Annotated in this window: 22 protein-coding genes, 2 tRNA genes and 1 pseudogene; 15 read left to right on the plus strand and 10 right to left on the minus strand. The window is 75.3% G+C overall.

The window, feature by feature from the left end:
* The first annotated feature begins 2 nt into the window (after positions 1 to 2).
* From BM158_RS06440 to nudC, 3 genes are read left to right on the plus strand one after another with little or no spacing between them, the layout of a single operon-like run.
* Positions 3 to 1,313: a M16 family metallopeptidase gene (locus tag BM158_RS06440; protein WP_091555628.1), complete on the plus strand. Its 1,311-nt coding sequence runs from the start codon at positions 3 to 5 to the stop codon at positions 1,311 to 1,313.
* Entirely contained in the window at positions 1,310 to 2,656 is a 1,347-nt protein-coding gene (locus BM158_RS06445; RefSeq protein ID WP_091555630.1) for a M16 family metallopeptidase, read from the plus strand. The genes BM158_RS06440 and BM158_RS06445 overlap by 4 nt, the downstream gene beginning before the upstream one ends.
* A complete protein-coding gene (nudC, locus tag BM158_RS06450; protein ID WP_091555633.1) occupies positions 2,653 to 3,627 on the plus strand; it encodes an NAD(+) diphosphatase in 975 nt (324 codons plus the stop codon). The genes BM158_RS06445 and nudC overlap by 4 nt, the downstream gene beginning before the upstream one ends.
* On the opposite strand, the gene BM158_RS06455 is transcribed toward nudC, so the two are convergent.
* From BM158_RS06455 to BM158_RS06465, 3 genes are all read right to left on the minus strand, one after another.
* Positions 3,618 to 4,163, minus strand: a complete 546-nt coding sequence (locus BM158_RS06455) for a nucleoside/nucleotide kinase family protein (protein ID WP_229827607.1) — start codon at positions 4,161 to 4,163, stop codon at positions 3,618 to 3,620. The genes nudC and BM158_RS06455 overlap by 10 nt on opposite strands.
* A 95-nt stretch (positions 4,164 to 4,258) precedes the next feature.
* Positions 4,259 to 4,870 (minus strand): ANTAR domain-containing protein, encoded by a 612-nt coding sequence (locus BM158_RS06460; RefSeq protein ID WP_229827606.1) that lies wholly within the window; start codon positions 4,868 to 4,870, stop codon positions 4,259 to 4,261.
* 104 nt (positions 4,871 to 4,974) lie between these two features.
* Positions 4,975 to 5,238 (minus strand): mycoredoxin, encoded by a 264-nt coding sequence (locus tag BM158_RS06465; protein ID WP_091555636.1) that lies wholly within the window; start codon positions 5,236 to 5,238, stop codon positions 4,975 to 4,977.
* Between the two features lie 124 nt (positions 5,239 to 5,362).
* On the opposite strand from BM158_RS06465, the gene BM158_RS06470 reads away from it, so the two are divergent.
* The 4 genes from BM158_RS06470 (at position 5,363) to BM158_RS06485 (ending at position 8,366) form a co-directional block, all read left to right on the plus strand.
* A complete protein-coding gene (locus tag BM158_RS06470; protein WP_229827605.1) occupies positions 5,363 to 7,378 on the plus strand; it encodes an ATP-dependent helicase in 2,016 nt (671 codons plus the stop codon).
* A gap of 105 nt (positions 7,379 to 7,483) precedes the next feature.
* Positions 7,484 to 7,708, plus strand: a complete 225-nt coding sequence (locus tag BM158_RS06475; protein ID WP_091555641.1) for a hypothetical protein — start codon at positions 7,484 to 7,486, stop codon at positions 7,706 to 7,708.
* Between the two features lie 164 nt (positions 7,709 to 7,872).
* The gene (locus tag BM158_RS06480) at positions 7,873 to 8,142 is read left to right on the plus strand and encodes a WhiB family transcriptional regulator (protein ID WP_191328636.1); all 270 of its coding nucleotides are present in this window, start codon (positions 7,873 to 7,875) and stop codon (positions 8,140 to 8,142) included.
* Positions 8,139 to 8,366 carry a hypothetical protein gene (locus tag BM158_RS06485; RefSeq protein WP_131801986.1) on the plus strand — a complete coding sequence of 76 codons (228 nt, stop codon included), beginning with the start codon at positions 8,139 to 8,141 and terminating at the stop codon, positions 8,364 to 8,366. The genes BM158_RS06480 and BM158_RS06485 overlap by 4 nt, the downstream gene beginning before the upstream one ends.
* 51 nt (positions 8,367 to 8,417) lie before the next feature.
* On the opposite strand, the gene BM158_RS06490 is transcribed toward BM158_RS06485, so the two are convergent.
* Both BM158_RS06490 and BM158_RS06495 read right to left on the minus strand, forming a co-directional pair.
* Positions 8,418 to 9,740 carry an ABC1 kinase family protein gene (locus tag BM158_RS06490; protein WP_207506203.1) on the minus strand — a complete coding sequence of 441 codons (1,323 nt, stop codon included), beginning with the start codon at positions 9,738 to 9,740 and terminating at the stop codon, positions 8,418 to 8,420.
* Positions 9,737 to 10,855: a ThiF family adenylyltransferase gene (locus BM158_RS06495; protein WP_091555646.1), complete on the minus strand. Its 1,119-nt coding sequence runs from the start codon at positions 10,853 to 10,855 to the stop codon at positions 9,737 to 9,739. Before BM158_RS06495 ends, BM158_RS06490 begins: the two co-directional genes overlap by 4 nt.
* 259 nt (positions 10,856 to 11,114) lie before the next feature.
* Between BM158_RS06495 and BM158_RS06500 the strand changes: the two genes are divergently transcribed.
* Positions 11,115 to 11,651, plus strand: coding sequence for a M48 metallopeptidase family protein (locus tag BM158_RS06500; protein WP_091555648.1), 537 nt, complete (start codon positions 11,115 to 11,117; stop codon positions 11,649 to 11,651).
* Here BM158_RS06500 and BM158_RS06505 read toward each other — a convergent pair whose 3' ends face one another.
* A complete protein-coding gene (locus BM158_RS06505) occupies positions 11,652 to 13,067 on the minus strand; it encodes a zinc-dependent metalloprotease (protein ID WP_091555650.1) in 1,416 nt (471 codons plus the stop codon).
* Between the two features lie 118 nt (positions 13,068 to 13,185).
* Here BM158_RS06505 and BM158_RS06510 point away from each other — a divergent pair, with 118 nt between their 5' ends.
* The 6 genes from BM158_RS06510 to BM158_RS22310 all read left to right on the plus strand — a co-directional run bounded on the left by BM158_RS06510 (position 13,186) and on the right by BM158_RS22310 (position 19,924).
* On the plus strand, positions 13,186 to 14,220 hold the full coding sequence (locus BM158_RS06510) for a YlbL family protein (RefSeq protein ID WP_191328634.1): 1,035 nt from the start codon (positions 13,186 to 13,188) through the stop codon (positions 14,218 to 14,220).
* Between the two features lie 232 nt (positions 14,221 to 14,452).
* The gene (locus BM158_RS06515; RefSeq protein ID WP_229827662.1) at positions 14,453 to 17,443 is read left to right on the plus strand and encodes a UPF0182 family membrane protein; all 2,991 of its coding nucleotides are present in this window, start codon (positions 14,453 to 14,455) and stop codon (positions 17,441 to 17,443) included.
* Positions 17,444 to 17,491: 48 nt separating this feature from the next.
* Positions 17,492 to 17,568, plus strand: a tRNA-Met gene (locus tag BM158_RS06520).
* A 56-nt stretch (positions 17,569 to 17,624) separates the two neighbouring features.
* On the plus strand, positions 17,625 to 19,052 hold the full coding sequence (locus tag BM158_RS06525; RefSeq protein WP_091555655.1) for a chloride channel protein: 1,428 nt from the start codon (positions 17,625 to 17,627) through the stop codon (positions 19,050 to 19,052).
* A gap of 61 nt (positions 19,053 to 19,113) precedes the next feature.
* Positions 19,114 to 19,190 (plus strand) — tRNA-Met (locus tag BM158_RS06530).
* A gap of 95 nt (positions 19,191 to 19,285) precedes the next feature.
* The gene (locus BM158_RS22310) at positions 19,286 to 19,924 is read left to right on the plus strand and encodes a DsbA family protein (protein WP_229827604.1); all 639 of its coding nucleotides are present in this window, start codon (positions 19,286 to 19,288) and stop codon (positions 19,922 to 19,924) included.
* A gap of 24 nt (positions 19,925 to 19,948) precedes the next feature.
* Here BM158_RS22310 and nhaA read toward each other — a convergent pair.
* The 4 genes and pseudogenes from nhaA to BM158_RS06555 form a co-directional block, all read right to left on the minus strand.
* Positions 19,949 to 21,094: pseudogene (gene nhaA / locus BM158_RS06540) on the minus strand (Na+/H+ antiporter NhaA); the annotation flags it as partial.
* A gap of 94 nt (positions 21,095 to 21,188) precedes the next feature.
* A complete protein-coding gene (locus BM158_RS06545) occupies positions 21,189 to 21,683 on the minus strand; it encodes a VOC family protein (RefSeq protein ID WP_091555661.1) in 495 nt (164 codons plus the stop codon).
* 33 nt (positions 21,684 to 21,716) lie between these two features.
* Positions 21,717 to 22,853, minus strand: a complete 1,137-nt coding sequence (locus tag BM158_RS06550) for a cystathionine gamma-synthase (protein ID WP_091555662.1) — start codon at positions 22,851 to 22,853, stop codon at positions 21,717 to 21,719.
* Positions 22,850 to 24,265: a cystathionine beta-synthase gene (locus BM158_RS06555; RefSeq protein ID WP_091555664.1), complete on the minus strand. Its 1,416-nt coding sequence runs from the start codon at positions 24,263 to 24,265 to the stop codon at positions 22,850 to 22,852. The genes BM158_RS06550 and BM158_RS06555 overlap by 4 nt, the downstream gene beginning before the upstream one ends.
* Before the next feature lie 100 nt (positions 24,266 to 24,365).
* On the opposite strand from BM158_RS06555, the gene BM158_RS06560 reads away from it, so the two are divergent.
* A complete protein-coding gene (locus BM158_RS06560; protein WP_207506206.1) occupies positions 24,366 to 25,145 on the plus strand; it encodes an aldo/keto reductase in 780 nt (259 codons plus the stop codon).
* Positions 25,146 to 25,193 lie beyond the last annotated feature (48 nt).

Raw genomic sequence — 25,193 nt, forward strand, 5'->3', positions numbered from 1 at the left:
CGGTGAGCTCTCCTCCTGCGGAACTGACCCTGCGGCACCCGGTGGAGAGGTTCACCCTCGACAACGGCCTGCGGGTCGTGCTCGCCCCCGACACCAGCGTCCCGGTGGTCGCCGTCAGCGTCTTCTACGACGTCGGCATGCGCTCCGAGCCCGAAGGCCGCACCGGGTTCGCGCACCTGTTCGAGCACGTCATGTTCCAGGGGTCGGCGCACGTGCCGAAGATGGAGCACGCCCGCCTCGTCCAGGCCGCCGGCGGCAGCTTCAACGGCTCCACCCACCAGGACTACACCAACTACTACGAGGCGCTGCCGGCCGAGGCGCTGGAGCGCGCGCTGTTCCTCGAGGCCGACCGGATGGCCGCCCCGGCCATCACCGAGGAGAACCTCCGCAACCAGATCGACGTGGTCAAGGAGGAGATCCGGGTCAACGTCCTGAACCGGCCCTACGGCGCCTTCCCCTGGCTGCAGCTGCCGCAGATCGCCTTCGGGTCCTTCGCCAACACCCACGACGGGTACGGCTCCTTCGTCGACCTCGAGTCCTCCACCGTTGACGACGCGCAGGACTTCTTCGACCGCTACTACGCACCGGCCAACGCCGTGCTGTGCATCGGCGGCGACCTGGACGTCGCGCAGACCGAGCGGCTGGTCCGCCGGCACTTCGACGCCGTCCCGCACCGCCCCGCCCCGGCCACGCCCTACACCGGCGAGCCCTCGCCCACCGGCCCCCGGCACGGCGTGGTCGTCGACGCCCTGGCCCCCGCCCCGGCGGTGGCGATCGGCTGGCGGGTGCCCGACCCGGTCGGCGACCTGGACACCTACCTCGGCACCGTCCTGCTGTCGGAGCTGCTCAGCGAGGGCGACGCCTCCCGGCTGGAGCTGCGGCTGGTGCACCGCGACCACCTCGCCGTCGCCCAGTCCTCCTACGTCGGGCTGTTCGGCGACCCCTTCGACGTCCGCGACGCCACGCTGCTCACCACCCAGGTGCACCACCCCGCCGACGTCACCCCCCAGCAGGTGCTCGACGCCGTGCACGAGGAGGTCGACAAGGTCGCCCAGGACGGCGTCGGCGCCGACGAGCTGACCCGCGTGCAGGCCCGCACCAGCACCCAGCTGCTGCGCGGCGCGGACTCCGTGCTCGGCCGCACCCTGGGCTTCGCCTCCGCCGAGCTGGTCCACGGCCGCGCCGAGCTGGCCGGCGAGCTCGCCGCCCGGCTGGCCGCCGTCACCCCCGAGCAGGTGCAGCACGCCGCCCGCGGGCTGGCCCGCGACACCGCCGCCGTCCTCGAGCTGCACACCGCCGGAGGCACCGCATGAGCGCGCCCGTCCTCGACCTCTCCCTGGTCCCGCCGCTGGGCGACCCCCGCCCGCAGCCGGTCCCCGACGTCCACCTGACCACCCTGGACTCCGGCCTGCGGGTGGCCGTCGTGCCCCGCGCCGGCGTCCCGCTGGTCGAGCTCCGCCTGCGGGTGCCCTTCGCCGCCGCGTCGGCCCGCACCGCGGCCGCCCACGTGGCGCGCACCTCGGTGCTCACCGGCGCGGTGCTGCTGGGCACCCGGTCCCACGACCAGGTGCAGATCGCCCAGCTGCTGCAGGCGGAGGGCGCGGAGATGTCGGTCTCGGCCGACCCCGACCGGCTGCTGCTGGGCACCACGATGCTGCCCGCGGGCCTGCCCGCCGTCCTCGGCGTGCTCGCCGAGCTGCTCACCGCGCCCACCTACCCGGCCGCCCCCGTCGCGGCCGAGAAGGCCCGGGTCGCCGAGCGCATCGCCATCGCCCGCTCCCAGCCCGGCGTCGTGGCCCGCACCGCGCTGGCCACCCGCCGCCACGGCACCCACCCCTACGCCGTCCAGCTGCCCGAACCTGCGCAGGTGCAGGCGACCACCCCGGCGGCGCTGCGCAAGCTGCACCGCGAGCGGGTGCTGCCCGCCGGCAGCACGCTGGTGCTGGTCGGGGACGTCGACCCCGCCGCGGCGCTGGACGCCGTCGCCACCGCCCTCGGCGGGTGGACCGGCAGCGGCGCCGCCGTCGACGCCCCGCCGCTGCCGGTCACCCCGCCCGGCCCGCTGCAGCTGGTCGACCGGCCCGGCGCCGTGCAGTCCAACCTGCGCATCGGCGGCCCGGCACCCGGTCGCCGCGACCCGCAGCTGCCCGCGGTGCGGCTGGCCAGCACGGTCTACGGCGGCTACTTCTCCTCCCGGCTGGTGGAGAACATCCGCGAGCGCCGCGGCTACACCTACAGCCCGCGCAGCTCGGTGGACCACCTGCAGGCCGGGTCGTCCTTCCTGGTCGAGGCCGACGTCGCCACCGAGGTCACCGGGCCGGCCCTGCTGGAGACGCAGTACGAGCTGGGCCGGATCGCGCTGCTGCCGGTCACCGAGGCCGAGCTCGAGGCCGCGCGGCGCTACCTGCTGGGCACGACCGCGCTGGCCACCGCCACGCACGCCGGGCTGGCCAGCACGCTGTCGGCGCTGATCGGGTCCGGGCTGCCCGCCGAGTGGCTCACCGAGCACCAGGCCGCGCTGGCCGCCGTCACCCTCGACGAGGTCACCGCGGCCGCCCGCCGCTGGCTGCACCCGGCCGGGCTGACCACCGTGGTCGTCGGCGACGCCGAGCGCGTCGCCGGCCAGCTCGAGGCACTGGGCCCGGTGCAGCGGTGAGCGTCCCGCCCGGGGGCAGCACCCCCGCGGACGTCCCGCCGCCGAACGAGCTCCCGGTCGACGTCGCGGTCTGGCCCGAGCACACGTCGGCGACCACCGACGACGTCCCGGTGCTCTCCCGGGTCGGGCACGACCGCGGCCACCTCGACCGCTCCCTCGACGACCCCGCCCGCGGCCGCCCGGTCCGGGTGCTGGTCATGGACGAGCGGCGGCAGGTGCCGGTGCGCGAGGGCGCCGCGGGCCCCGAGCTGCTGTGGGACCAGCGGCCGGGGTTCCCGGCCGGCGGCATCTACCTGGGCCACGCCGACGACGTCGCCTACGCCGCGCTGCGCGGCGAGCGCACGCTGAGCATCGGCGGGACGCCGGTCGACGCCTGGGCCGGGCTGCGCGAGGTCGGGTCCGACCTCGGTGACCGGGACGCCGGCCTGCTCGCCCAGGCCACCGGCATCGTGGAGTGGCACGAGCGCAACCGGTTCAGCCCCTACACCGGTGCGGCCACGGTCGTGGAGAAGGCGGGCTGGACCCAGCGCGACCCCACCACCGGCCAGGAGGTCTTCCCGCGCACCGACCCCGCCGTGATCATGCTCGTGCACGACGGCGACCGGGTGCTCCTGGGCCGGCAGGCGGTCTGGCCGCCCGGCCGGTTCTCCATCCTGGCCGGGTTCGTCGAGCCGGGGGAGTCCGCCGAGGCAGCGGTCGCCCGGGAGGTCGCCGAGGAGGTGGGCGTCGAGGTCACCGACGTCCGCTACGTCGGCAGCCAGCCCTGGCCCTTCCCGCAGTCGCTGATGCTCGGGTTCACCGCCCGGGCGGTGAGCACCGAGCTGCACGTCGACCACGACGAGATCGAGGAGGCGCGCTGGTTCACCCGCGAGGAGCTGCGCAGCGGCGCCGGCCCGGCCGCGCTGCCGCCGCCGGTCTCCATCGCGCGGCACATCATCGACGGGTGGCTGGCCGAGGGCCCTCAGGCGTAGCGGCCCTGCAGGACCAGCGCCGGCCGGTCGGCGTGGTCGGCCAGCACCACCGCGTCGGCCAGGCCGGCCGGGTCGACCTCGTCGTCGTAGCGGTCGAACGCGGGCAGCTCCCACTGCTGGTCGGCGGGGGTCCGCCGGCGGCGGGCCGCGGCGGACACCCGCAGGTGGACGACGACGTCGAAGGCCAGGCCCACGCCCTGCAGCAGGGCGCCGGGGACCAGCAGCACGCCGGTCACCGGCACCCGCGCAGCACGGGTGGCCCGGTCGCGGACGACGTCCCACAGCTCGGGCAGCACGTCGCCCGGTCCACCGGGGCCCACCCGGTCGAGCACCTCGCGGCCGAGCGCGGACACGTCCAGCCAGTCCGTGTAGCGGGCGTCGGGGTCGGTGCGGCCGTGCTCCAGGCGCACCGACGCCGGCCGCAGGAACCCCGCGGCGGGGACGACGGCGGCCCGGCGGCCCCGTGCCGGCAGCAGCGCGGCCACGTCGGCGGCCAGCCGTCCCGGCGCGGCGACGTCGGGCCCGTCGACGGCCACCCGCAGCGCCGCGGCACCGGGCTCGGGGTCGGTCGCGGCGAGCAGCCCGGCCAGGCGGTCGGCCAGCGCGGCGGGGGAGAGAGGTTCGGGGGTGCTCAGCGCTCGCCCTCGACGAGGACGGCGTGCCGGGGACGGGTGCGCTCCACCCGGCGCCGGGTGGTCCGCTCGAGGACCGGCGGCGGCGCCGGGGCGGGCACCACCGGGGTCTCGACCAGCCCGTCCAGGACCTCGCGGGCCAGGTCGTGCACCGGCCGGCCGGACGCACGGGCCTCGCGGCGCAGCTGCTCGAAGGCCTGCCGCGGCGTCGTGCCGCCGCGCACGGCCAGCACACCGATGGCCCGCTCGGTGGAGACCCGGGTGGCCAGGGCGTGCTCGAGCTGACCGACGGTCCGGCGCAGCGCGGCGAGCTCGGCGTCGCGGGGGTCGGTGCCGGGCTCGCTGTCGGCGGCACCGCGGGCGGCCCGGCGGACGTCGCGGCCGGGTTCGGGGGAGGCGCCGAGGTCCTCGGCGACCAGGTCGGCCAGCACCATCGCCTCGACGAGGTCGCCGGCCCGCTCGGTGCCCGCCGGGGTCAGCACCGCCCAGCCGCGGGCGGTGCGGGTGACCACGAACGCGGGGTCCCCCGCCGCCGTCCGCACGACGTCGTCGGGCGCGAGGTCCTGCGGTGCGGTCCCGCCCACGGGGGTGCCGGCCACCCGTTCGTCCACAGGGTCCTCCTCCGGTGCGCGCGACCGACCTGGTCGCGCGCCCACCCGCTCCCCACGGCCGGTGTCCGGGTGATCATGGCCCGAGGACGACCGCGGGTGGGGGATCACGCGCCGGTGGACCGCGACAACTGGCTCTTGACCTGCTCGATGCTGGGGTTGGTCAGCGCGGTGCCGTCGGCGAAGACCAGCGTCGGCACGGTCTGGTTGCCGCCGTTGGCCTGCATGACCAGCTGGGCGGCGGCCTCGTCGTGCTCGATGTTGACCTCGGCCCACTCGATGCCCTCGCGCTGCATGAGCTTCTTGAGGCGCACGCAGTACCCGCACCAGCTGGTGGTGTAAATCGTGACGGGCGCGGTGGCGGCGGTCATGCTGTTGATCCTCCCTGTCGTGGGTGCCGGGGGCCTCTCGGGGTCCCCGGCTCGTGCTGGGGAGAACGCGGACGCCCTGGGGATGCTTCCCCGGACCGTCGTACCCGGCTGCCAGACTCGGGACGTGGCAGGAGGGGAGCGCGCGGTGACCGGGGCCGAGGCGGTGCTCGCCGGGCTCGATGACGAGCAGGGCACGGCGGCGGCCGCGGTGCGCGGGCCCGTCTGCATCCTGGCCGGCGCGGGCACCGGCAAGACCCGCACCATCACCCACCGGATCGCCTACGGCGTGCACACCGGCGTCTACGTGCCCGAGCAGGTCCTCGCGGTCACCTTCACCGCCCGCGCGGCGGGGGAGCTGCGCGGGCGGCTGTCCGGGCTCGGCGTGGGCGGGGTGCAGGCCCGCACCTTCCATGCCGCGGCGCTGCGCCAGCTGCGCTACTTCGCCCCCCGCGTGCTGGGCGGCCCGATGCCCGAGCTGGTGGAGAACAAGCTGCGGGTGGTCGCGGGCGCCGCGAGCCGGCACCGGCTGACCACCGACCGCACCTCCCTGCGCGACCTGGCCGGGGAGATCGAGTGGGCCAAGACCACCCTGGCCACCCCCGACGACTACCCCGCCCGGGCGCGGGCGGCCGGGCGCGAGACGCCTTTCGAGCCGGCCGCGGTCGCCGCGGTGTACGCCAGCTACGAGCAGGCCAAGCAGCGCGACGGCACGCTGGACTTCGAGGACCTGCTGCTGGTCACCGCGTTCGCCCTCGAGGAGCACCGCGACGTCGCCACCGAGGTGCGCGGGCAGTACCGGCACTTCGTCGTCGACGAGTACCAGGACGTCAACCCGCTGCAGCAGCGGCTGCTCGACGCGTGGCTCGGCGGCCGGGCCGAGCTGTGCGTGGTCGGCGACCCGCACCAGACCATCTACTCCTTCACCGGCGCCGACCCCGACTACCTGCTGGGCTTCCCCGACCGCTACCCCGACGCCGAGGTGGTGGCGCTGGAGCGCGACTACCGCTCCACCCCCGAGGTCGTCGGGCTGGCCAACCGCCTCATCGGCATGGCGCCGCGCCGGGCCGGCCTGCCCGGGCTGCGGCTGCGCGGCCAGCGGGCCGCCGGGCCCGAGCCGCGGTTCGTCGAGCACCCCGACGAGCCCACCGAGGCCGCCGCGGTCGCCGCCGCCTGCCGGGCGCTGGTCGACGCCGGGGTGCCCGCCGCCGAGATCGCCGTGCTGTTCCGGATCAACGCGCAGTCCCAGGTCTACGAGGCGGCGCTGACCGACGTCGGCGTCCCGTACGTGCTCAAGGGCGGGGAGCGGTTCTTCGAGCGGCCCGAGGTCCGCGAGGCGGTGCTGCTGCTGCGCGGGGCCGCCGCCGGCCGGGACGACGGCACCCCGCTGGTCACCGCCGTCCGCGACGTGCTGGCCTCCGTCGGGTGGGCCGAGCACCGGCCCCCGCCGGGCGGGGCCGCCCGCGACCGGTGGCAGTCCCTGTCGGCACTGGTCGACCTGGCCGTCGACCTGGTCGCCGAGCGGCCCGACCTGACCCTCGCCGGGTTCGTCGGCCACCTGGCCGAGCGCGCCGGCGCCCAGCACGCCCCGACCGTGCAGGGCGTGACCCTGGCCTCGATGCACGCCGCCAAGGGCCTGGAGTGGGACGCGGTCTTCGTCGTCGGGCTGGTCGACGGCGTCGTCCCCATCGCGCAGTCGCTGGCCCGGCCCGACGCCGTGGAGGAGGAGCGGCGGCTGCTGTACGTGGCCGTCACCCGCGCCCGCGAGCAGCTGACCCTGTCCTGGTCGCTGTCCCGCCAGCCCGGCGGCAAGCGACCGCGCTCCCGCAGCCGGTTCCTCGAGGGCCTGGCCCCCGACACCGGCACCCGGGTGCGCAGGCCGTCCGCGCGGCGCGCCGAGGTGGTCCTGGACGGCGCCGCGGGGGAGCTGTTCGACCGGCTGCGGGCCTGGCGCTCGGCCACCGCTGAGGCCGCGTCCGTGCCGGCCTACGTGGTGCTCAACGACGCCACGCTGCAGGCCATCGCCGAGACCCGGCCGGGGTCGCTCTCCGAGCTGTCCGCACTCCCCGGGATCGGCGCCCGGAAGCTGGAGATGTACGGCGCCGACGTGCTCGCGACGGTCGGCGCCGACTCCTCCGCTTAATTGCGTTGACCGCCTCCGACGGGGTCCCCTAACCTCACCTGCACGCACCCACCGCGGGTAGCAGCCCACCGGCTGCACCGCTCGGCCCCGGAAGGAGGGGTTCCCGTGATCGGCATCGACATCACCACGACCCCGTCCTGCACCGGGGTCGTCGTCGTGCGCGGCACCGGTCTGCCCGCTGCCCCGTTCGGCGCCACCGGTCTGCCGACCGGCACCGCCGTCCGGCTCCGCGTCGACGGGATGGCCGAGAAGGCCTACGGCGGCCGCACCGCCGTCCAGCTGAACAGCGACACCCCGGGTGACCTGCCACCGGGAGACCCACCGAGCTAGGCAGCTCGGTCGGTCCCTCTCGAGGCCGCGGAACCCGGACAACCGGGATCCGCGGCCTTCTTCGTGCCGTCGATCCCACCGACCTGACCGGTCGGCGGGACCTCCGCCGACCGGAGCACGACGAGGAGAGAGGTACGACCGTGCAGCACACGATCGAGCGACCGGTGTCCGTCCCGCGCGCCGAGCTCGAGCGGGCGGAGCGGACGGCGTTGCCCTGCCGGGTGCAGGACCCGGACCTGTGGTTCGCCGAGGCGCCGGCGCAGCTGGAGCAGGCCAAGGAGTTCTGCGGGTCCTGCCCGCTGCAGGCCTCCTGCCTGGCCGGGGCGCTGGACCGCGGCGAGCCCTGGGGCGTCTGGGGCGGGCAGATCTTCGACCACGGGGTCGTGATCGCCCGCAAGCGCCCCCGCGGCCGCCCGCGCAAGGTCGCGGCATGACCCACCCACCGACCACCACCACACCCCGGGAAGGGGGAGAGATGGACCTCCACCACGAGCGGCTCGCCGGCGACCTGTACCTCGCGCGCGCCCGCCAGGCCGACCTGATGGCCGACGCCGACGCCGCGGCCCGCGCCCGCCGGGTGCTGGCCGCCCGGCGCTGGGCCCGGCGCGCCGAGCGCGCCAGCCGTCGCGCCGCCCGCGCCAGCGCCGCCGTCCGGTGACGGCGGCACCGCAGCCCGGCTGCGCCGGCTGGTCCCCCCGGTCCGGAGGGATCAGTCGGCGAAGCCGGGCAGCCAGCGGGCGATGACCGAACGGAAGTCGGCCTCGGCGTCGAGCTGGCAGAGCACCCCGATCGACCCGATGGTCACCCGGTGGATGAGCAGGTACGCCGGCGGCAGGTTCAGCTGCCGGCCCAGCCGGCTGGCCTCGCTGCGCGGGTCGCCGACGCGGGTGGCCTGCTCCTGCATCCAGGCCCGGGTGAAGTGGAACCGGTCGCTCGCCACCGGCTCCAGCAGCGGGAGCAGGTAGTCCAGGACCGCCTGGGCGTCGACCTCCACCGACGGCCTGACGAAGCCCTCGGCCCGCAGGTCGGCCAGCACGTCCTCGGCCCGGCCCTCCAGCGCCCACCGGACCAGCCGGCCGATCGGCTCGGGGTAGCCGTCGGGGAGGCGGGCGACGGCCCCGAAGTCGATGACGCCGAACCGGCCGTCGGGCAGCAGCCGGAAGTTGCCCGGGTGCGGGTCGGCGTGCAGGAGCCCGGCACGGCGGGGCCCGGAGAAGTGCAGCGTGGACATCAGCAGCCCGGCCCGGTCGCGCTGCTCCCTGGTGCCCGAGGTGATGATCCTGGAGAGCGGGGTGCCCTCCATCCACTCCGAGACGATGACCTTGGGCGCGCTGGCCACGATCCGGGGGACGGCGATCTGCTCGTCACCGGCGTAGGCCGCGGCGAAGGCGCGCTGGGAGTCGGCCTCCATCGAGTAGTCGAGCTCCTCGGCTACGCGCGCCTTCAGCTCGGTGATCAGCGGCTTGACGTCCATGCCCGGGAACAGCACGGCGAACATCCGGGCGAAGCGGGACAGCTGGTTGAGGTCGGCCATCAGGGCCGCGCCGGCACCCGGGTACTGGATCTTCACCGCGACGTCGCGGCCGTCGCGCCAGGTGGCGCGGTGCACCTGGCCGATGCTGGCCGCGGCCGCGGGGGTGTCGTCGAAGTCGGCGAACCGGGTGCGCCAGGTGCCGCCGAGCTGCTGGGCCAGCACCGCGTGCACGGTGCGGACCGGCATCGGCGGGGCCTCCTCCTGCAGCTTGACCAGCGCCTCGCGGTAGGGGGCGGCCATCTCCTCGGGCACCGCGGCCTCGAACACCGACAGCGTCTGGCCCAGCTTCATGGCCCCGCCCTTGAGCTGGCCCAGCACCGCGAACAGCTGCTCGGCCGTGCGCTGCTGCAGCTCGGCCGACACCTGCTCGGCCGACTGGCCCGACAGCCGCCGGCCCAGCCCGATGGTGGCCCGCCCGGCCGCGCCCAACGGCAACGAGGCGAGCCGGGCGGTGCGCGACACGCTGCCGCGGGGGATCACCCGTCCGTCGTCCGTCACCCCTCCAGTGTCCCTGGTCTCGGCCCCGCGCGCCGGGACGGCCCGGCCGGCGCCGGCGGTGGGCGGGTGCCGGGGCGGCAACCGCACGCCGGGTGCGGCGGCCATCCCCGCCGGCGGGGCAGCAGGTCCGGGGCGCGCAGCTCCAGGGTGGCCTCCAGCGCTGCAGGTGCGGCCGAGCCGTCGAGGTGGGCGAGCACCTGACCGAGCGCGGTGAGCGCGGTGGCCAGGCACAGCGCGGCCCCGCCGGCGCCGGCCGGGTCGCCCGGGGCGTGCAGCTGACCGGCCAGTGCCGGCCAGCCGGGGTCGGCGTCGGTGCGGTGCAGCTGGGCGCACCGCAGGCAGGCGGTGCGACCGGGCACGACCAGCGGACCGACCACCCCGACCGGCCCGCGGACGGTGGCCACCAGGTGCGGGCCCCGTTCGCCGTGCACCGGCACCGGGTCCAGCGCCGACCAGGGCCGGGTGAGCACCAGCAGGTCGGGCGCGGAGCCGGCCGGCAGCGGCCGCAGGTCGACGCCCGGGGCCGCGCGGCGGACGGCGTCGGCGGCGGCGAGCGTGCGGGGCCGGCCCTCGTCGGCCGCGGACAGCCCCCCGACGACGGCGTCGGCCGCGACGGCGGCACCCCGGTCGCGCACGTGCACCCGGCCGACGCCGCTGGCGGCCAGCAGCGCGGCCAGCGGCACGCCGACCCGGTTGGCGCCGTCGACCACCACCGCGGCCACCCGGCGGCGGGCCCACGCCCCGGCCCCGCCCGCGCCGACCGCGGCGGCCACGTCGGCGGCGTCCCGGGCCCGGGCGGCCGGGCTGGGGGAGCTGGCCACCAGGTCGGCGGTGGACAGGTCGACCAGGCGGCCGCCGGCGCGCAGCCCGGTGAGCAGCTCGCCGACCACGACCGGGTCCAGCGCGTCGGCGACGGCGCCGGCCAGCACCGCGCGGGTGGTGCGCCCGCCGTCCAGGCCGCGGACCAGGGCGGCCACGGCGTCGGCGGCACCCGGCGGGAGCGGGCCGACCTGCACGCCCGGGTCGCCGTCGGTGCCGCCGACCTGCACGGATGCGGGGTCGACCCGCAGCACGGGGGTGCCGGGGAGGAGCAGGGGCCGGTCGCTGTCGGTCACGGGCGGAGCGTGGCACCGGGGGACGACGTCCTCGGCCCGCGCTCCACACCCTGTGGACAGAGCTGTGGAGCACGTGTTGAGCGTTCGGCGTGGCGCTGTGCACGGAGCGGGGACGGAGGGGACCCACCGGTGCCCGCGCCGCCCGTCGAGGGCCCGATCGGGTGTGGACGGCGGCCGGTGTCCACCGACGGTGTGCACCTGCACCCGACCGGGTGTCGGCGGGCTGGGCGAAGCGGACGGCGGTCGTTACGGTGCGTGCGTGCAGTCCACGTCCAGCTCCCGACCGGCCGGCGCCCAGGGCCCGGTCGAGGTCCGGCGCAGCGCCCGCCGCCGCCGCACGGTGACCGCCTACCGCCAGGACGGCCGGACGGTGGTGCTCATCCCGGCGTCCTTCAGCCGCTCCGAGGAGCGCACCTGGGTCGACCGCATGGTGGCCAAGCTGGAGACCCGCGAGCGCCGTGGGCGGCGGACGCTGGGCAGCGACGAGGAGCTCATGGTCCGGGCCCGGACGCTGTCGGAGGCCTACCTGGACGGCGTCCTGCCGGCCAGCGTGCGGTGGGTGGACAACCAGAACCGCCGGTGGGGGTCGTGCACGCCCGCCGACCGGACGATCCGGCTGTCCAGCCGGCTGCGCACGATGCCCGACTACGTCGTGGACTACGTGCTGGTGCACGAGCTCGCGCACCTGCTGCAGCCCGCCCACGACGCGGCCTTCTGGGCGCTGGTGGAACGCTACCCCCGGGCCGAGCGGGCGCTGGGCTACCTCGAGGGCGTCGAGGCGGCCCAGCCGGGCTGATCAGCCCTCCCGAGGGGCCTCCGGGCCGTCCCCGCCGGCGGCGTCGTCCCCCGGGGTGCCGGTGGTGCCGTCGTCGCCGGGGAGGTCGAGGCCGGCGGTCAGCCGGTCGAACTCGTCGTCGGAGTCCGACCGGCGGCCCTGCCGGCCGACGAAGTCCAGCGGCTCGTCGAGGTCGTCGGCCGAGGGCAGCAGGTCCGGGTGCGACCAGAGGCGGTCGCGGGCCTCGCTGCCGTGCTGGGCGGCCATCGCACCCCACACCGCGGCCGCGTCGCGCAGCCGGCGCGGGCGCAGCTCGAGCCCGACCAGCGTGGCGAAGGTCTGCTCGGCGGGCCCGCCGGAGGCACGCCGCCGGCGCATGGTCTCGGCCAGCGCACCGTGGCCGGGCAGCCGCTCACCGGCGGCCTCGGCGACGACGACGTCGACCCAGCCCTCGACGAGGGCCAGCAGGGTCTCCAGCCGGCGCAGCGCCGCCTTCTGCTCGGGGGTCTCGGCCGGCTCGAGCACGCCGCTGCCCAGCAGCTGCTGCAGCTTGTCGGGGTCCTGCGGGTCGAAGCCGCCCTCCATGCCACCCATCGCGTCCTCGAGGCCGCGCTGGATCGCGTCGGCGTCGACGTGGATGCCGCGGGCGTAGGCGTGCACCGCATCGGTGAGCTGCTGGCGCAGCCACGGCACGTGGGCGAACAGCCGGTGGTGGGCGGCCTCGCGGAGGGCGAGGAAGAGCCGGACCTCCTCGGCCGGGCGGTCCAGGCCGGCGCGGAAGGCGTCGACGTTCTGCGGCACCAGGGCCGCGGTGCCCGCCGGGGCCAGCGGCAGCCCGACGTCGGTGCTGGTGACGACCTCGTCGGCCAGCTTGCCCAGCGCCTGGCCGACCTGGGCGCCGAACATGACGCCGCCCATGCGGCCCATGACCCCCGACAGCGGCCCGGCCATCTGGGCCGCCTCGGCCGGCAGGGCCGAGGTCATGGCCGCGACCACCCGCTCGGCCAGCGGGTCGACCAGCGCACCCCAGGCCGGCAGCGTCTGCTCCAGCCAGTCCACCCGCGACCAGGCGACGGTGCGCTCGATGCCCGAGGGCAGCTCGGTGACCTGGTCCAGCCACAGGTCGGCCAGCCGGAGCGCCTCGGCGACCTGGCCCTGCTCCGCGGCGGAGGTGGGCTGGTGCCCGGCGGCCAGCTGGCTGATCGCGCCCTGCCGGGCGAGGTCCCAGTTGACCGGCCCGCCGGACCAGGTCATCAGCTTCTGCAGCTCGGCGAACAGCGGCATCTTGCCCAGCAGGTCCTCCGGCGACCCGCCCCCGGCGCCGCCGAACAGCGCGCCGAAGCCGAACGGGTCGGCCGGGTCCTGGCCCCCGCCGCCCTCGTCGCGCCGCTGCGGGTCGCGGTCGGCGGGTCCGAAACCGAAGGGGAGGTCGCTCATGGCACCACGGTAGCCGCGCCGGGCGCCCCGGGAGGGCCGCACAGGAAGCTCTGGGCGAACACCGCACCGGCACCGATGCGCAGGCCCGGGGCGGGCCCGTCACCTACTGTCGGCCCCCGTGAGCCGTCGTGTGACCGTCCTGGTGGCGGGTGTGGTGCTGCTGCTGGGGTTCGGCCTGGTGGGCACGCTGGTGCCGGTGCCCTACGTCGCGCAGGTGCCCGGGCCCACCTACAACACCCTCGGCGACCTCGACGGCGAGCCGATCATCAGCGTCGCCGGCCGCGACCGCAACGACGTCAGCGGCAACCTCAACCTGACCACCGTGGGCGTGCCGCAGCGGCCCCTGACGCTGGTCGGCGCGGTGCAGGGGTGGTTCTCCGACGAGGTGTCGGTCGTCCCGCGCGACACCGTCTACCCGCCCGACCGGACGGTCGAGGAGACCCAGCAGCAGAACCGGCAGGCCTTCCTGACCTCCGAGCAGTCGGCCAACGCCGCCGCGCTGGGCGAGCTGGGCTACCCGGAGAAGGTGGTCGTGCAGACCGTGGCCGACGGCTCGCCCTCGGCCGGCCAGTTGGAGACCGGCGACGCCATCGAGGCGGTCGACGGGACGCCCACGCCGGACACCGACGCCCTGGACGCGGCGCTCACCGCCATCCCGGCCGGCACCGAGGTCGCCGTGGACTACACCCGGCTGGGCCAGCCGGGCACGGCCACGGTCACCACGACGTCCAACGACAGCCGGCCCGGCTCCTTCCTCGGCATCGGGGTGCTGCAGACGCCGTCCGCGCCGTTCACGGTGTCCATCCGGGTCAACGACGTCGGCGGCCCCTCGGCCGGGCTGATGCTGACCCTGGGGATCATCGACCTGGTCGGGGACACCGACCTGACCGAGGGCGCGGTCATCGCCGGCACCGGCACCATCGACGCCGCCGGCACCGTCGGGCCCATCGGGGGCATCCCGCTGAAGATGATCGCCGCCCGCGACATCGGCGCGCAGCTGTTCCTGGTGCCCGCGGACAACTGCCAGGAGGCGCTGGCCAACGCCCAGCCGGGTCTGCCGATGGCCCGGGTGGCCTCGCTGGAGGACGCGCTGACCGCGCTGCAGACCTTCCGCGACGGCGGCACCCCCGCCCCCTGCACCGCCGGCGACTGACCGCCGACCGACCGCTGACCGACCTTGCCGCCGGGCACCCAGGCGGACGTGGTGTGCTTGACGGGCAACCGGGAACCCCGGGGCGCCCGCGGCAGTTGAGCAGTCGTCCCCGGCCCAGGTTGCCCCTCGCACCTGTCGGGCGGCTGTCGGACACCGATCGGGACGCTGTGCACCCGGTCCCGTCGGCAGCGGGACGACGTGATCGTTTCTACGAAGGAGCCCGCCCGTGACCATGCGGCCACCCGTGCCGGTGCCGACCCTGTCCCGGCGCGCCAAGCTGGTCATCGGCGTCATCGCCGTCCTGCTGGTGCTGTTCACCGTCATCGGCACCCTGACCAACGTCTACGTCGACTACCTGTGGTTCGACGAGACCGGCTACACCGAGGTCTTCTGGACCGAGCTGCAGACCCGTGCGCTGCTGTTCGCCGTGGCCGGCGTGGCCACCGGCGGCCTGGTCGCGCTGTCGGTCTACCTGGCCTACCGCTTCCGGCCCACGTTCCGGCCGATGAGCCTGGAGCAGCAGAACCTCGAGCGCTACCGCCAGTCCCTCGAGCCCCGCCGCGTCGTGGTCCTCACCGCGGTCGCCGTCGTGCTCGGCCTCTTCGCCGGGTTCACCGCGCAGGGCAGCTGGGAGACGTGGCTGCAGTTCCGCAACTCCACCGATTTCGGCACCACCGACCCGCAGTTCGGGCTGGACAACTCCTTCTTCGTCTTCGACTACCCCTTCTACCGGCTGGCGCTGGGCTTCGGGTTCGCGATCGTGATCCTCGCGCTCATCGGCTCGCTGCTGACCCACTACGTCTTCGGCGGCCTGCGGCTGCAGACCCCCGGCCAGAAGCTCTCCGGCGCGGCCCGGGTGCAGCTGTCGGTGCTGCTGGGCGTCTTCGTGGCGCTCAAGGCGGTCGCCTACTGGCTGGACCGCTACGGCACGGTCTACTCCGACCGCGGCGGGGTGTTCACCGGCGCCAGCTACACCGACGTCAACGCCCTGCTGCCGGCCAAGACGATCCTGGTCTTCGTCGCGGTCATCTGCGCCGTGGCGTTCTTCGCCAACATCGTCGTCCGCAACTTCGCGCTGCCGGCCGCGTCGCTGGTGCTGCTGATGCTGTCCTCGCTGGTCATCGGGGTCGCCTACCCGGCGATCGTGCAGCAGTTCGTCGTCCGCCCGACCCCCGACGAGCGGGAGGCGCCCTACATCGCCCGGGCGATCGACGCGACCCGCGAGGCCTACGACATCGCCGACGTCGACTACGTCAACTACGCCCAGGACCAGACCGGGGACTCGGCCAGCGACGCCGACGCCGCGCAGGCCGCCGCCGAGCTCTCCGGGTCGCCGACCGTGGAGAACATCCGGCTGCTGGACCCGAACGTGCTGGCTCCGACGTTCACCGCGCTGCAGCAGATCCGCAACGTCTACGGCTTCCCGGAGCGGCTGGACGTCGACCGCTACACCGTCGACGGGGTCACCCAGGACTACGTGGTCGCCGTCCGCGAGCTGGACCAGACCAACCTGTCGGACAACCAGAGCAGCTGGATCAACCGGCACACCGTCTACACCCACGGCAACGGCTTCGTGGCCGCGCCGGCCAACCAGGTGGTCACCGGGCAGAACGACGGCGGGCAGCCGAACTTCACCGGCGCCAGCGACCTGCCGACCACCGGTGACATCCCGGTCGACCAGACCCGCATCTACTACGGCGAGCTGCTCAACGACAACGGCACCGACGTCTACTCGGTGGTCGGTGCCGCCGACGGCGAGGGCCCGCGGGAGTTCGACCGGCCCGAGTCCGGCGGCGGCGACGAGGGCCAGGTCAACTCGACCTACGACGGCTCCGGCGGCGTGTCGATCGGCAGCTTCTTCCGGCAGCTGACCTTCGCCATCTACTACCGCGAGCGGAACTTCATCCTCTCCGGCGCGGTGAACGACAACTCCCGCGTGCTCTACGTGCGCGACCCGCTGGACCGGGTGGAGAAGGCCGCCCCGTTCCTCACCGTGGACGGCGACCCCTACCCCGCGGTGGTCGACGGCCGGGTGACCTGGATCCTCGACGGCTACACCACCTCGGACGCCTTCCCCTACGCCGAGCAGATGGAGCTGGGCGAGGCGACCACGGACGCCCTCACCGGCACCGGCACGACCGCGCTGCCGAACGAGACGTTCAACTACGTGCGCAACTCGGTGAAGGCCACCGTCGACGCCTACGACGGCACGGTGACCCTCTACGCCTGGGACGACCAGGACCCGGTGCTGCAGACCTACATGAAGGCCTTCCCGGGCATCGTCCAGCCGCGGTCGGACATGTCCGACGACCTGGTCAGCCACGTGCGCTACCCGGAGGACCTGTTCAAGCTGCAGCGCGACGTGCTGACCCGCTACCACGTCAGCGACGCCGGGGACTTCTACAACCAGAACGACCGGTGGCAGATCCCGAGCGACCCGACGCGCAACACCGACCAGGCGCAGCCGCCGTACTACATCCTCAGCCAGCGGCCCGGTGACTCCGGGGCGACGTTCCAGCTGACCAGCGCGCTGAACGCGTTCAACCGCGAGAACCTGTCGGCGTTCATCTCCGCCTCGGCCGACCCCGCGACGTACGGCGAGCTGCAGGTGCTGCGGCTGCCGGGCAACACGCCCTACCAGGGACCCAGCCAGGTGCAGAACGCCATGACGTCGAACGAGACGGTGGCCTCGAACCTGAACATCCTGAGACAGGGCAGCACGGTCCAGTTCGGCAACCTGCTGACCCTGCCCATCGGCAACGCCGGCCTGCTCTACGTCGAGCCGGTGTACGTGCAGAGCCAGGACAACAACGGGTTCCCGCTGCTGCAGAAGGTGATCGTCAACTACCAGGGCCGGATCGGGTACGGCGACACCCTCGCGCAGGGGCTGGACCAGGTGTTCGGCGCCGGCACCGGCGACGCGGCCCCCGACGGCGGCAGCACCTCCGGTGGCGGTGGGGGCTCCAGCCCGCCGACGACGTCGGCGCCGACCACCACCAGCCCGCCGGCGGACGGCGGCGCGGGCACCGTGGTCGACTCGGCGACGGCGCAGGCGATCGCCCAGATCCAGCAGGCGCTGCAGGACCTGGCGGCCGCCCAGCAGGCCGGCGACTTCGCCGCGGTCGGGGCCGCCCAGCAGGCCCTGGCGGACGCGTCGGCGGCGTTCGAGGCCGCGCAGTCGTCGGCCTCGGCGAGCAGCGCACCGGCCAGCCCGACGGGCTGACCCCCGGTGGGACCGCCCGCCCCGGCCGGGGTAGGGTGGTCCCACCGACGCGGGGTGGAGCAGCTCGGTAGCTCGCTGGGCTCATAACCCAGAGGTCACAGGTTCAAATCCTGTCCCCGCTACCACCACGAAGGCCCGGGCTCCTCGGAGCCCGGGCCTTCGTCGTCGTCACACTGGCTGCGTGACGGCCGACCGCGACCCCCGCCGCCCCTCGGAGCGGCGACGCGACCCGCAGCCGCTGCTGCGCCGGCGGATCGCCTCCGGGCGGGGCGCGATGGAGCAGCCCAACGCCACCGGGGACGGTCCGCTGCGGCTGGACGTCCGGTTCTGGGTCCTCGTGGTCGCGGTGGGCGTGGCCGGGGGGCTGTTCGGGGTCGCGCTGACCGCCGTGCTGGACGCGGTGGTGCACCTGGCGTACGGCGGCACCGTCGCCGGGTTCGCCGCGGCCGTGCAGGAGGCCTCGTGGGCCCGCCGGCTGGTGGTGCTCGCCGTGGCCGGGCTGGTCACCGGGGTCGGCTGGGCCCTGCTGCGCCGGTTCGCCGCCGGCCGCCCGGCCGACCTCGACGACGCGGTGTGGACCGGGACGGGGGAGCTGTCCTTCCGCCGCAGCTCGGTGTCCTCGCTGCTGTCGATGGTCGCCGTGGGGGCGGGGGCGTCCCTGGGCCGGGAGGCCGGGCCGAAGCTGATGGGCGCGGTGTCGGGCAGCCTGCTGTCGCGGTGGGCCGGGACCCCGCCGGAGCAGCGGCGGCTGCTGGTGGCGTGCGGCGCGGGGGCGGGGATGGCCGCGGTCTACAACGTGCCGGTCGGCGGCGCGCTGATCGCGGCCGAGGTGCTGCTGGGGTCGATCACGCTGCCGGTCGTGCTGCCCGCGCTGGCCTGCAGCACGGTCGCCACGGTCGCCGCCTGGGTCTACCTGCCGGTGCAGGCCACCTACGCCGACGTCCCCGCCTTCCCCGTCACCGCCACCCAGGTCGTGTGGGCCCTGGTCGCCGGACCGGTGGTCGGCCTGCTGGCCGTCGCCTGGACCCGGCTGGTCGGGTGGGTGTCCGAGCACCGCGTCCGGGGCCGCTGGGCCGCGCTCGGGCCGCTGGTCGGTTTCGCCGCCCTGGGCGGGGTGGCGGTGGCCTTCCCGCAGCTGCTGGGCAACGGCCAGGACCTCGCCGAGGGCGCGTTCCTCGGCACCGTCCCGCTGGGGCTGGCCCTCGTGCTCGTCGCGCTCAAGCCACTGGTGACGGCGCTGTGCCTGGGCAGCGGCGCCACCGGCGGGCTGTTCACCCCGACGCTGGCCACCGGGGCGGTGCTCGGCGTCGTCCTGGGGTCGGCGTGGGAGCTGGCCTGGCCGGGCGGGCCCGCGGGCGGGTACGCCCTCGTCGCGGCGGCGGCGTTCCTGGCCGCCGCCACCCAGGCGCCGCTGTCGGCGCTGGTCCTGGTGGTCGAGCTGACCCGGACCGCGGACTCCCTCGTCGTCCCGGTGGCCCTGGCCGTGGCCGGCGCGACCGTGGTGGCGCGGTACGTGGACGGCTACTCGATCTACTCGGCCCGTCTGCCGCGGACCGCGCCCACCGCCGACGGCGACGAGCCCGCCCGGCGGGTGGAGGGGGCGGGGTGAGCGTGCTCACCCCGGGCCGGTTCGACGTCGTCCCGATCGCGGGGTAGTGTTCTCCTTGCGACGCGGGGTGGAGCAGCTCGGTAGCTCGCTGGGCTCATAACCCAGAGGTCACAGGTTCAAATCCTGTCCCCGCTACCACCACGAAGGCCCGGACTCCTCGGAGTCCGGGCCTTCGTCGTGTGCGGGTCCCGCCCGGGGAACACCGCGGGCCGCCGGTCCGGTTGGGTGGGGGCGTGAGCGACCCCTTCGCCGTCCGGTCCGACGACCACGTCTACGGCGACCCCGCCGCCGCGGTCACCGTCCTGGAGTACGGCGACTTCCAGTGCCCCTACTGCGCGGCCGCCGCCCCGGTGCTGCAGACCCTGGTCGACGAGTCCCGCGGCGGCGTCCGGCTGGTCTTCCGGAACTGGCCGCTGCCCGACGTGCACCCCTACGCGCTGACCGCGGCGCTCGCCGCCGAGGCCGCCGCGGACCAGGGCCGCTACTGGGAGATGCACCACCTGCTGTTCCGCCGCCAGGACCACCTCGCCGACGCCGACCTGGTCCGCTACGGCGAGGAGCTCGGCCTGGACACGGTCCGGCTGGTGGGGGAGGCCGCGCAGCCCTACGGGGACAAGGTGGAGGCCGACTTCGCCACCGGGGTGGCCCTCGGGGTGCCCGGCACGCCGACGGTCTACCTGGACGGCCAGCTGTTCAGCGGCCGGCCGGACCTGCGGGCGCTGCGCCGGGCGATCGGTGCCGCCTCAGAGCCGGGGGGCCAGCCAGGGGCGGGGCGGCAGCGACGGGGGCTCCTCCGACGCCGGCGAGCACAGCGGGAAGCGCTCGCCGAGGGTGCGCAGCAGGACGGTGCCGAGGACCGCTGCGGTCAGTGACCCCAGCAGGATCCCGATCTTGGCCTGCTCGCGCAGCAGCTCGTCGTCGAAGGCGAGGTCGGTGATGAACAGCGAGATGGTGAAGCCGATGCCGGCCAGGGTCGCGCCGGCCATCAGGTGCGACCAGCGCACCCCGCCGGGCAGCACGCCCCACCCGGTGCGCAGGGCCACCAACGCGCCCAGCGTGATGCCGACCGCGTTGCCGACCACCAGGGCGACCGCGACACCGAGGGTCACCGGCGAGGTCGCCGCCGCGCGCAGCGTCTCGCCGTCGAGCACCACCCCGGCGTTGGCCAGGCCGAAGACCGGGACCACGAGGTAGGCCGTCCAGCGGTGCAGCGACTCCTGCAGCCGCGCGTTGGCCGGCACGGTGGAGGCGACGGCGAGCTTGGTGGTGCGGGCCTTGGCGGCGTCGGGGTCCTCCCGCAGCGCGCGCCCGAAGGCCGCCGTCCGCTCGACCTCCTTGCGGCTGGGCGGACGGGCCGGCAGCAGCAGCCCGACCAGGACGCCGGCCAGCGTGGCGTGCACGCCGGACTCGTGCACGGCCAGCCAGAGCGCGACACCGGTGAGGACGTAGGGCGTCAGCGTCCACACCCCGGCCCAGCGCAGCAGCAGCAGGACCAGCACCAGGACGCCCGCGACGGCGAGCGCGGGCAGCACGATCTCGTCGGAGTAGAACAGCGCCATCACGGTGATCGCGCCGATGTCGTCGACGATGGCCAGGGTGAGCAGGAACAACCGCAGCCGGTCGGGGCAGCGGGGGCCGAAGAGCGCGAGGACGCCGAGCACGAACGCGGTGTCGGTGCTCATCACGATGCCCCAGCCCGACGCCGCCTCGCCGGAGGGGTTGAAGGCCAGGTAGACCAGTGCGGGCACCGCCAGGCCACCCAGCGCGCCCAGGGCGGGGGCGGCGACGGTGCGCCGGTCGCGCAGCTCGCCGGTGGCCACCTCGCGGGTGATCTCCAGCCCTACGACCAGGAAGAACAGGGCCATCGCGCCGTCGTTGACCCAGTGCCGCAGGTCCATCGACAGCACCGCGTCGCCGACGCCCAGGCTCGCCGTCGTCGACCAGAACGTCTCGTAGCCCGCCGCCCAGGGCGAGTTCGCCCAGGCCAGGGCCACCAGCGTGCCGACCAGCAGCAGGGCCGAGCCGCCGGCCTCGGTGCCCATGTAGAGCCTCGAGGACGGCGACAGCGTGGGGACCGAGACGCGCAGCGCCGGGCCGGGGCGGGGTGCCTGGGTCACGGCGCGACCAACCTCCGGTTCAGAGGACGTGTTCCCCGTACATCTCGCCCAGCGGGTCGGCGATGAGCTCGATGCGGGCGCCGTCGGGGTCGCGGAAGTAGACCGACACCCCGGAGTGGACCACGTGCTCCACGCCGGCCTCGGTCAGCTTCGCCACCAGCGCCTCCCAGCGGGCCGGCTCGACGCTGATCGCGATGTGGTGCAGCCCGCCCAGCACCTCGGCGTAGGGGCCGACGGGAAGGCCCGGGAAGTCGAAGAAGGCCAGCAGGTTCTCGTGGCCGATGTCGAAGAAGAAGTGCGTGCTGCCCGGGTAGTCGCGGTTGTCGATGAGCTCGGTCAGCGGGAAGCCGAGCACGCCCTGGTAGAAGGCGATGGTGCGCTCGACGTCGCTGCTGACCAGCGCGGTGTGGTGCAGCCCGCGCGCGGTCGAGGCCGGCCGCTCCCCGGCCGGGCGCAGGTACTCGGCACGCAGCCGCTCACGGGTGGCCTCGACGGCGGCGAGATCGATGGTCATGCGTTCAACCATCTCACCGCCGTCAAGGCTCGCCTACCCGAGCATCCGGTCGAGGTCGGCGAGGAGGTCCTCGGCGTCCTCGATGCCGACGGAGAGGCGGACCAGGTCGGCGGGCACCTCCAGGGCGCTGCCGGCGACCGAGGCGTGCGTCATCCGGTGCGGGTGCTCGACGAGGGACTCCACCCCGCCCAGCGACTCGGCCAGGGTGAACACCTGCGCCCGCTCGCAGACCGCCAGCGCGGCCTCCTCGCCGGCGCGCAGCCGGAAGGACAGCATTCCGCCGAACCCCGACATCTGCTTCGCCGCCACCTCGTGCCCGGGGTGGGTGGGCAGGCCGGGGTAGAGCACCGTGGACACGGCCGGGTGCTCCACCAGGAACGCGGCCACCTTCGCCGCGTTGGCCTGGTGCCGGTCCATCCGCACGCCCAGGGTCTTGATGCCGCGCAGCACCAGCCAGGCGTCGAAGGGCCCGGCGACCGCGCCCATCGCGTTCTGGTGGAACGCCAGCCGCTCGCCGACCTCGGCGTCGGCGGCCACCAGGGCGCCGCCGACGACGTCGGAGTGCCCGCCCAGGTACTTGGTGGTGGAGTGCACGACGACGTCGGCGCCCAGCGTCAGCGGCTGCTGCAGGTAGGGCGAGGCGAAGGTGTTGTCCACCGCGAGCAGCGCGCCGTGCTCGTGCACGAGCTGCGCCAGCGCCGCGACGTCGGCGATGCCCAGCAGCGGGTTGGTCGGCGTCTCGCACCAGACGAGCTTCGTGCTGGGCCGGAAGGCCGCGCGCACGGCGTCGAGGTCGGACAGGTCGACCGGGGTGTGGTCGACCCCCCACCGCTGCAGCACCTTGCTGATCAGCCGGAACGTGCCGCCGTAGGCGTCGATCGGGATGACCAGGTGGTCACCCGGGTCGAGCACCGTGCGCAGCAGCGCGTCCTCGGCGGCCAGGCCGGAGGCGAACGCCAACCCGGTGGCGCCCTGCTCCAGCGACGCCAGCGCCTCCTGCAGCGCCGTGCGGGTCGGGTTCGCGCTGCGGCTGTACTCGTAGCCGTTGCGCAGCCCGCCGACGCCGTCCTGCTTGTAGGTGCTGGTCAGGTGCAGCGGGACGGCGACGGCGCCGGTGGTGGGGTCGGGCTCCTGGCCGTCGTGGATGGCCCGGGTGTTGAAGCCGCTCACGCCTGCACCCCCGCGGCGTTCCCGGCCGGCACGCCGGCGAGGTGACCGAGGACGTCCTGGCGGGTCACGACGCCGGCGGGCTTGCCGTCCTCGTGCACCAGCAGGGCGTCGGCGTCGCCCAGCGCGGCGACCGCGGCCGAGACCGCCTCGCCGGAGCCGATGATCGGCAGGGGTGCGCTCATGTGCTTCTCCAGGGTGTCCGACAGCGACGCGGCGCCGGAGAACAGCTTGTCCAGCAGCGCCTTCTCCGCGACCGACCCGACCACCTCGCCGGCGGTCACCGGCGGCTCGGCGCGGACCACCGGCATCTGGCTGACGCCGTACTCGCGCAGGATGTCGATTGCCTCGCGGACGGTCTCGGTGGGGTGGGTGTGCACCAGTGCGGGCAGGGCGTCGCCGTCCCCGGACTTGGCGCGCAGCAGCTCGCCCACGGTCTCGCCGTCGGCGGCCTCGACGAAGCCGTAGTCGGCCATCCACTCGTCGTCGAAGATCTTGCGGAGGTACCCGCGGCCGCTGTCGGGGAGCAGCACGACCAGGACGTCGTCGCGGGTCAGCCGCTCGGCCACCCGCAGCGCGGCGACCACGGCCATGCCGCACGAGCCGCCGACCAGCAGGCCCTCCTCGCGGGCCAGCCGGCGGGTCATCGCGAAGGAGTCGCCGTCGCCGACCGCGACGATCTCGTCGGCCACCGCCTGGTCGTAGGTCGAGGGCCAGAAGTCCTCGCCGACGCCCTCGACCAGGTAAGGCCGCCCGGTGCCGCCCGAGTAGACCGAGCCCTCGGGGTCGGCCCCGATGACCTGCACCTTCCCGCCGGAGGCCTCCTTGAGGTAGCGCCCGACGCCGGAGATGGTGCCGCCGGTGCCCGCGCCGGTCACGAAGTGGGTGACCCGGCCGTCGGTCTGCGCCCAGATCTCCGGGCCGGTGGTCTCGTAGTGCGACTGCGGGTTGGCCGGGTTGGAGTACTGGTCGGGCTTCCAGCCGCCCGGCGTCTCCCGGGCCAGCCGGTCGGACACCGAGTAGTAGGACCGGGGGTCGGCCGGGTCGACCGCGGTCGGGCAGACCACGACCTCGGCGCCGTAGGCCCGCAGCACGTTGATCTTGTCCGCGCTGACCTTGTCCGGGCAGATGAAGATGCACTTGTACCCGCGCTGCTGGGCCACGATGGCCAGCCCGACGCCGGTGTTGCCGCTGGTGGGCTCGACGATGGTGCCGCCGGGCTGCAGCGCCCCCGACTTCTCGGCCGCGTCGACCATCCGGACGGCGATGCGGTCCTTCACCGAGCCGCCGGGGTTGACGTACTCGACCTTGGCCAGCACCAGCGGGGCGTCGGGCCCCAGGTGGGCGGTGACCCTGTTCAGCCGGACCAGCGGGGTGTTCCCGATGAGGTCGACGACGGACTCGGCGTACTGCACGGGAGGTCCTCCAGCAGGGGCAGCGGGGCGGCCGGGGTCCTCCGGCCACCTGCGACCTTCCCACGTGTCGTCCCCCGCGGTCGCGGGCAGGTCACCGCTCATGGACCAGCCCACCGCCCAGCTGCCCGGGGGCGGCGCGATGCCGCTGCTCGGGTTCGGCACCTGGCAGATCACCGGCAGCGCCTGCACCGACGCCGTCCGGGCCGCCCTCGACGCCGGCTACCGGCACCTGGACACCGCGACGATGTACCGCAACGAGGCCGAGGTCGGCCGCGCGCTGGCGGAGTCGGGCGTGCCCCGCGACCAGGTCTTCGTGACCACCAAGCTGCCCCCGGACCGCGCGGGGTCCGCCGGCCCGACCCTCGACGCGTCGCTGGCCGCCCTCGGCGTCGAGGCCGTCGACCTCTGGCTCGTGCACTGGTCCACCGGGGGTGACGACGTCGCGCTGTGGCGCGAGTTCGTCGCCGCGCGCGACGCCGGCAAGGCCCGGGACGTCGGCGTCAGCAACTTCTCCCTGGCCCAGCTCGACGAGCTCACCGAGGCCACCGGCGTCACCCCGGCGGTCAACCAGGTGCGCTGGGCGCCGGCGCTGTTCGACCCCGGGGTGCTCGAGGGGCACCGCGAGCGGGGCGTGATGCTGGAGGGCTACAGCCCCTTCAAGAGCACCGACCTGGCCGACCCGGTGCTCGCCGAGGTCGCCGGGGCGCACGGGGTCACCCCGGCCCAGGTCGTGCTGCGCTGGCACCTCGACCACGGCGTCGTCGTCATCCCCAAGTCCGTCACGCCGGAGCGGATCGCCGCCAACGCCGAGGTGCTGTCCTGGGCCCTCACCGACGAGGAGCGTGCCCGGGTGGACGGGCTGGGCAGGATGACCCCATGACCGACCGACGCAGGCTGGGCGAGCTCGAGGTGTCGGCGCAGGGGCTGG

It is taken from the genome of Klenkia taihuensis, assembly GCF_900112525.1.
GTDB classification, from domain to species: domain Bacteria; phylum Actinomycetota; class Actinomycetes; order Mycobacteriales; family Geodermatophilaceae; genus Klenkia; species Klenkia taihuensis.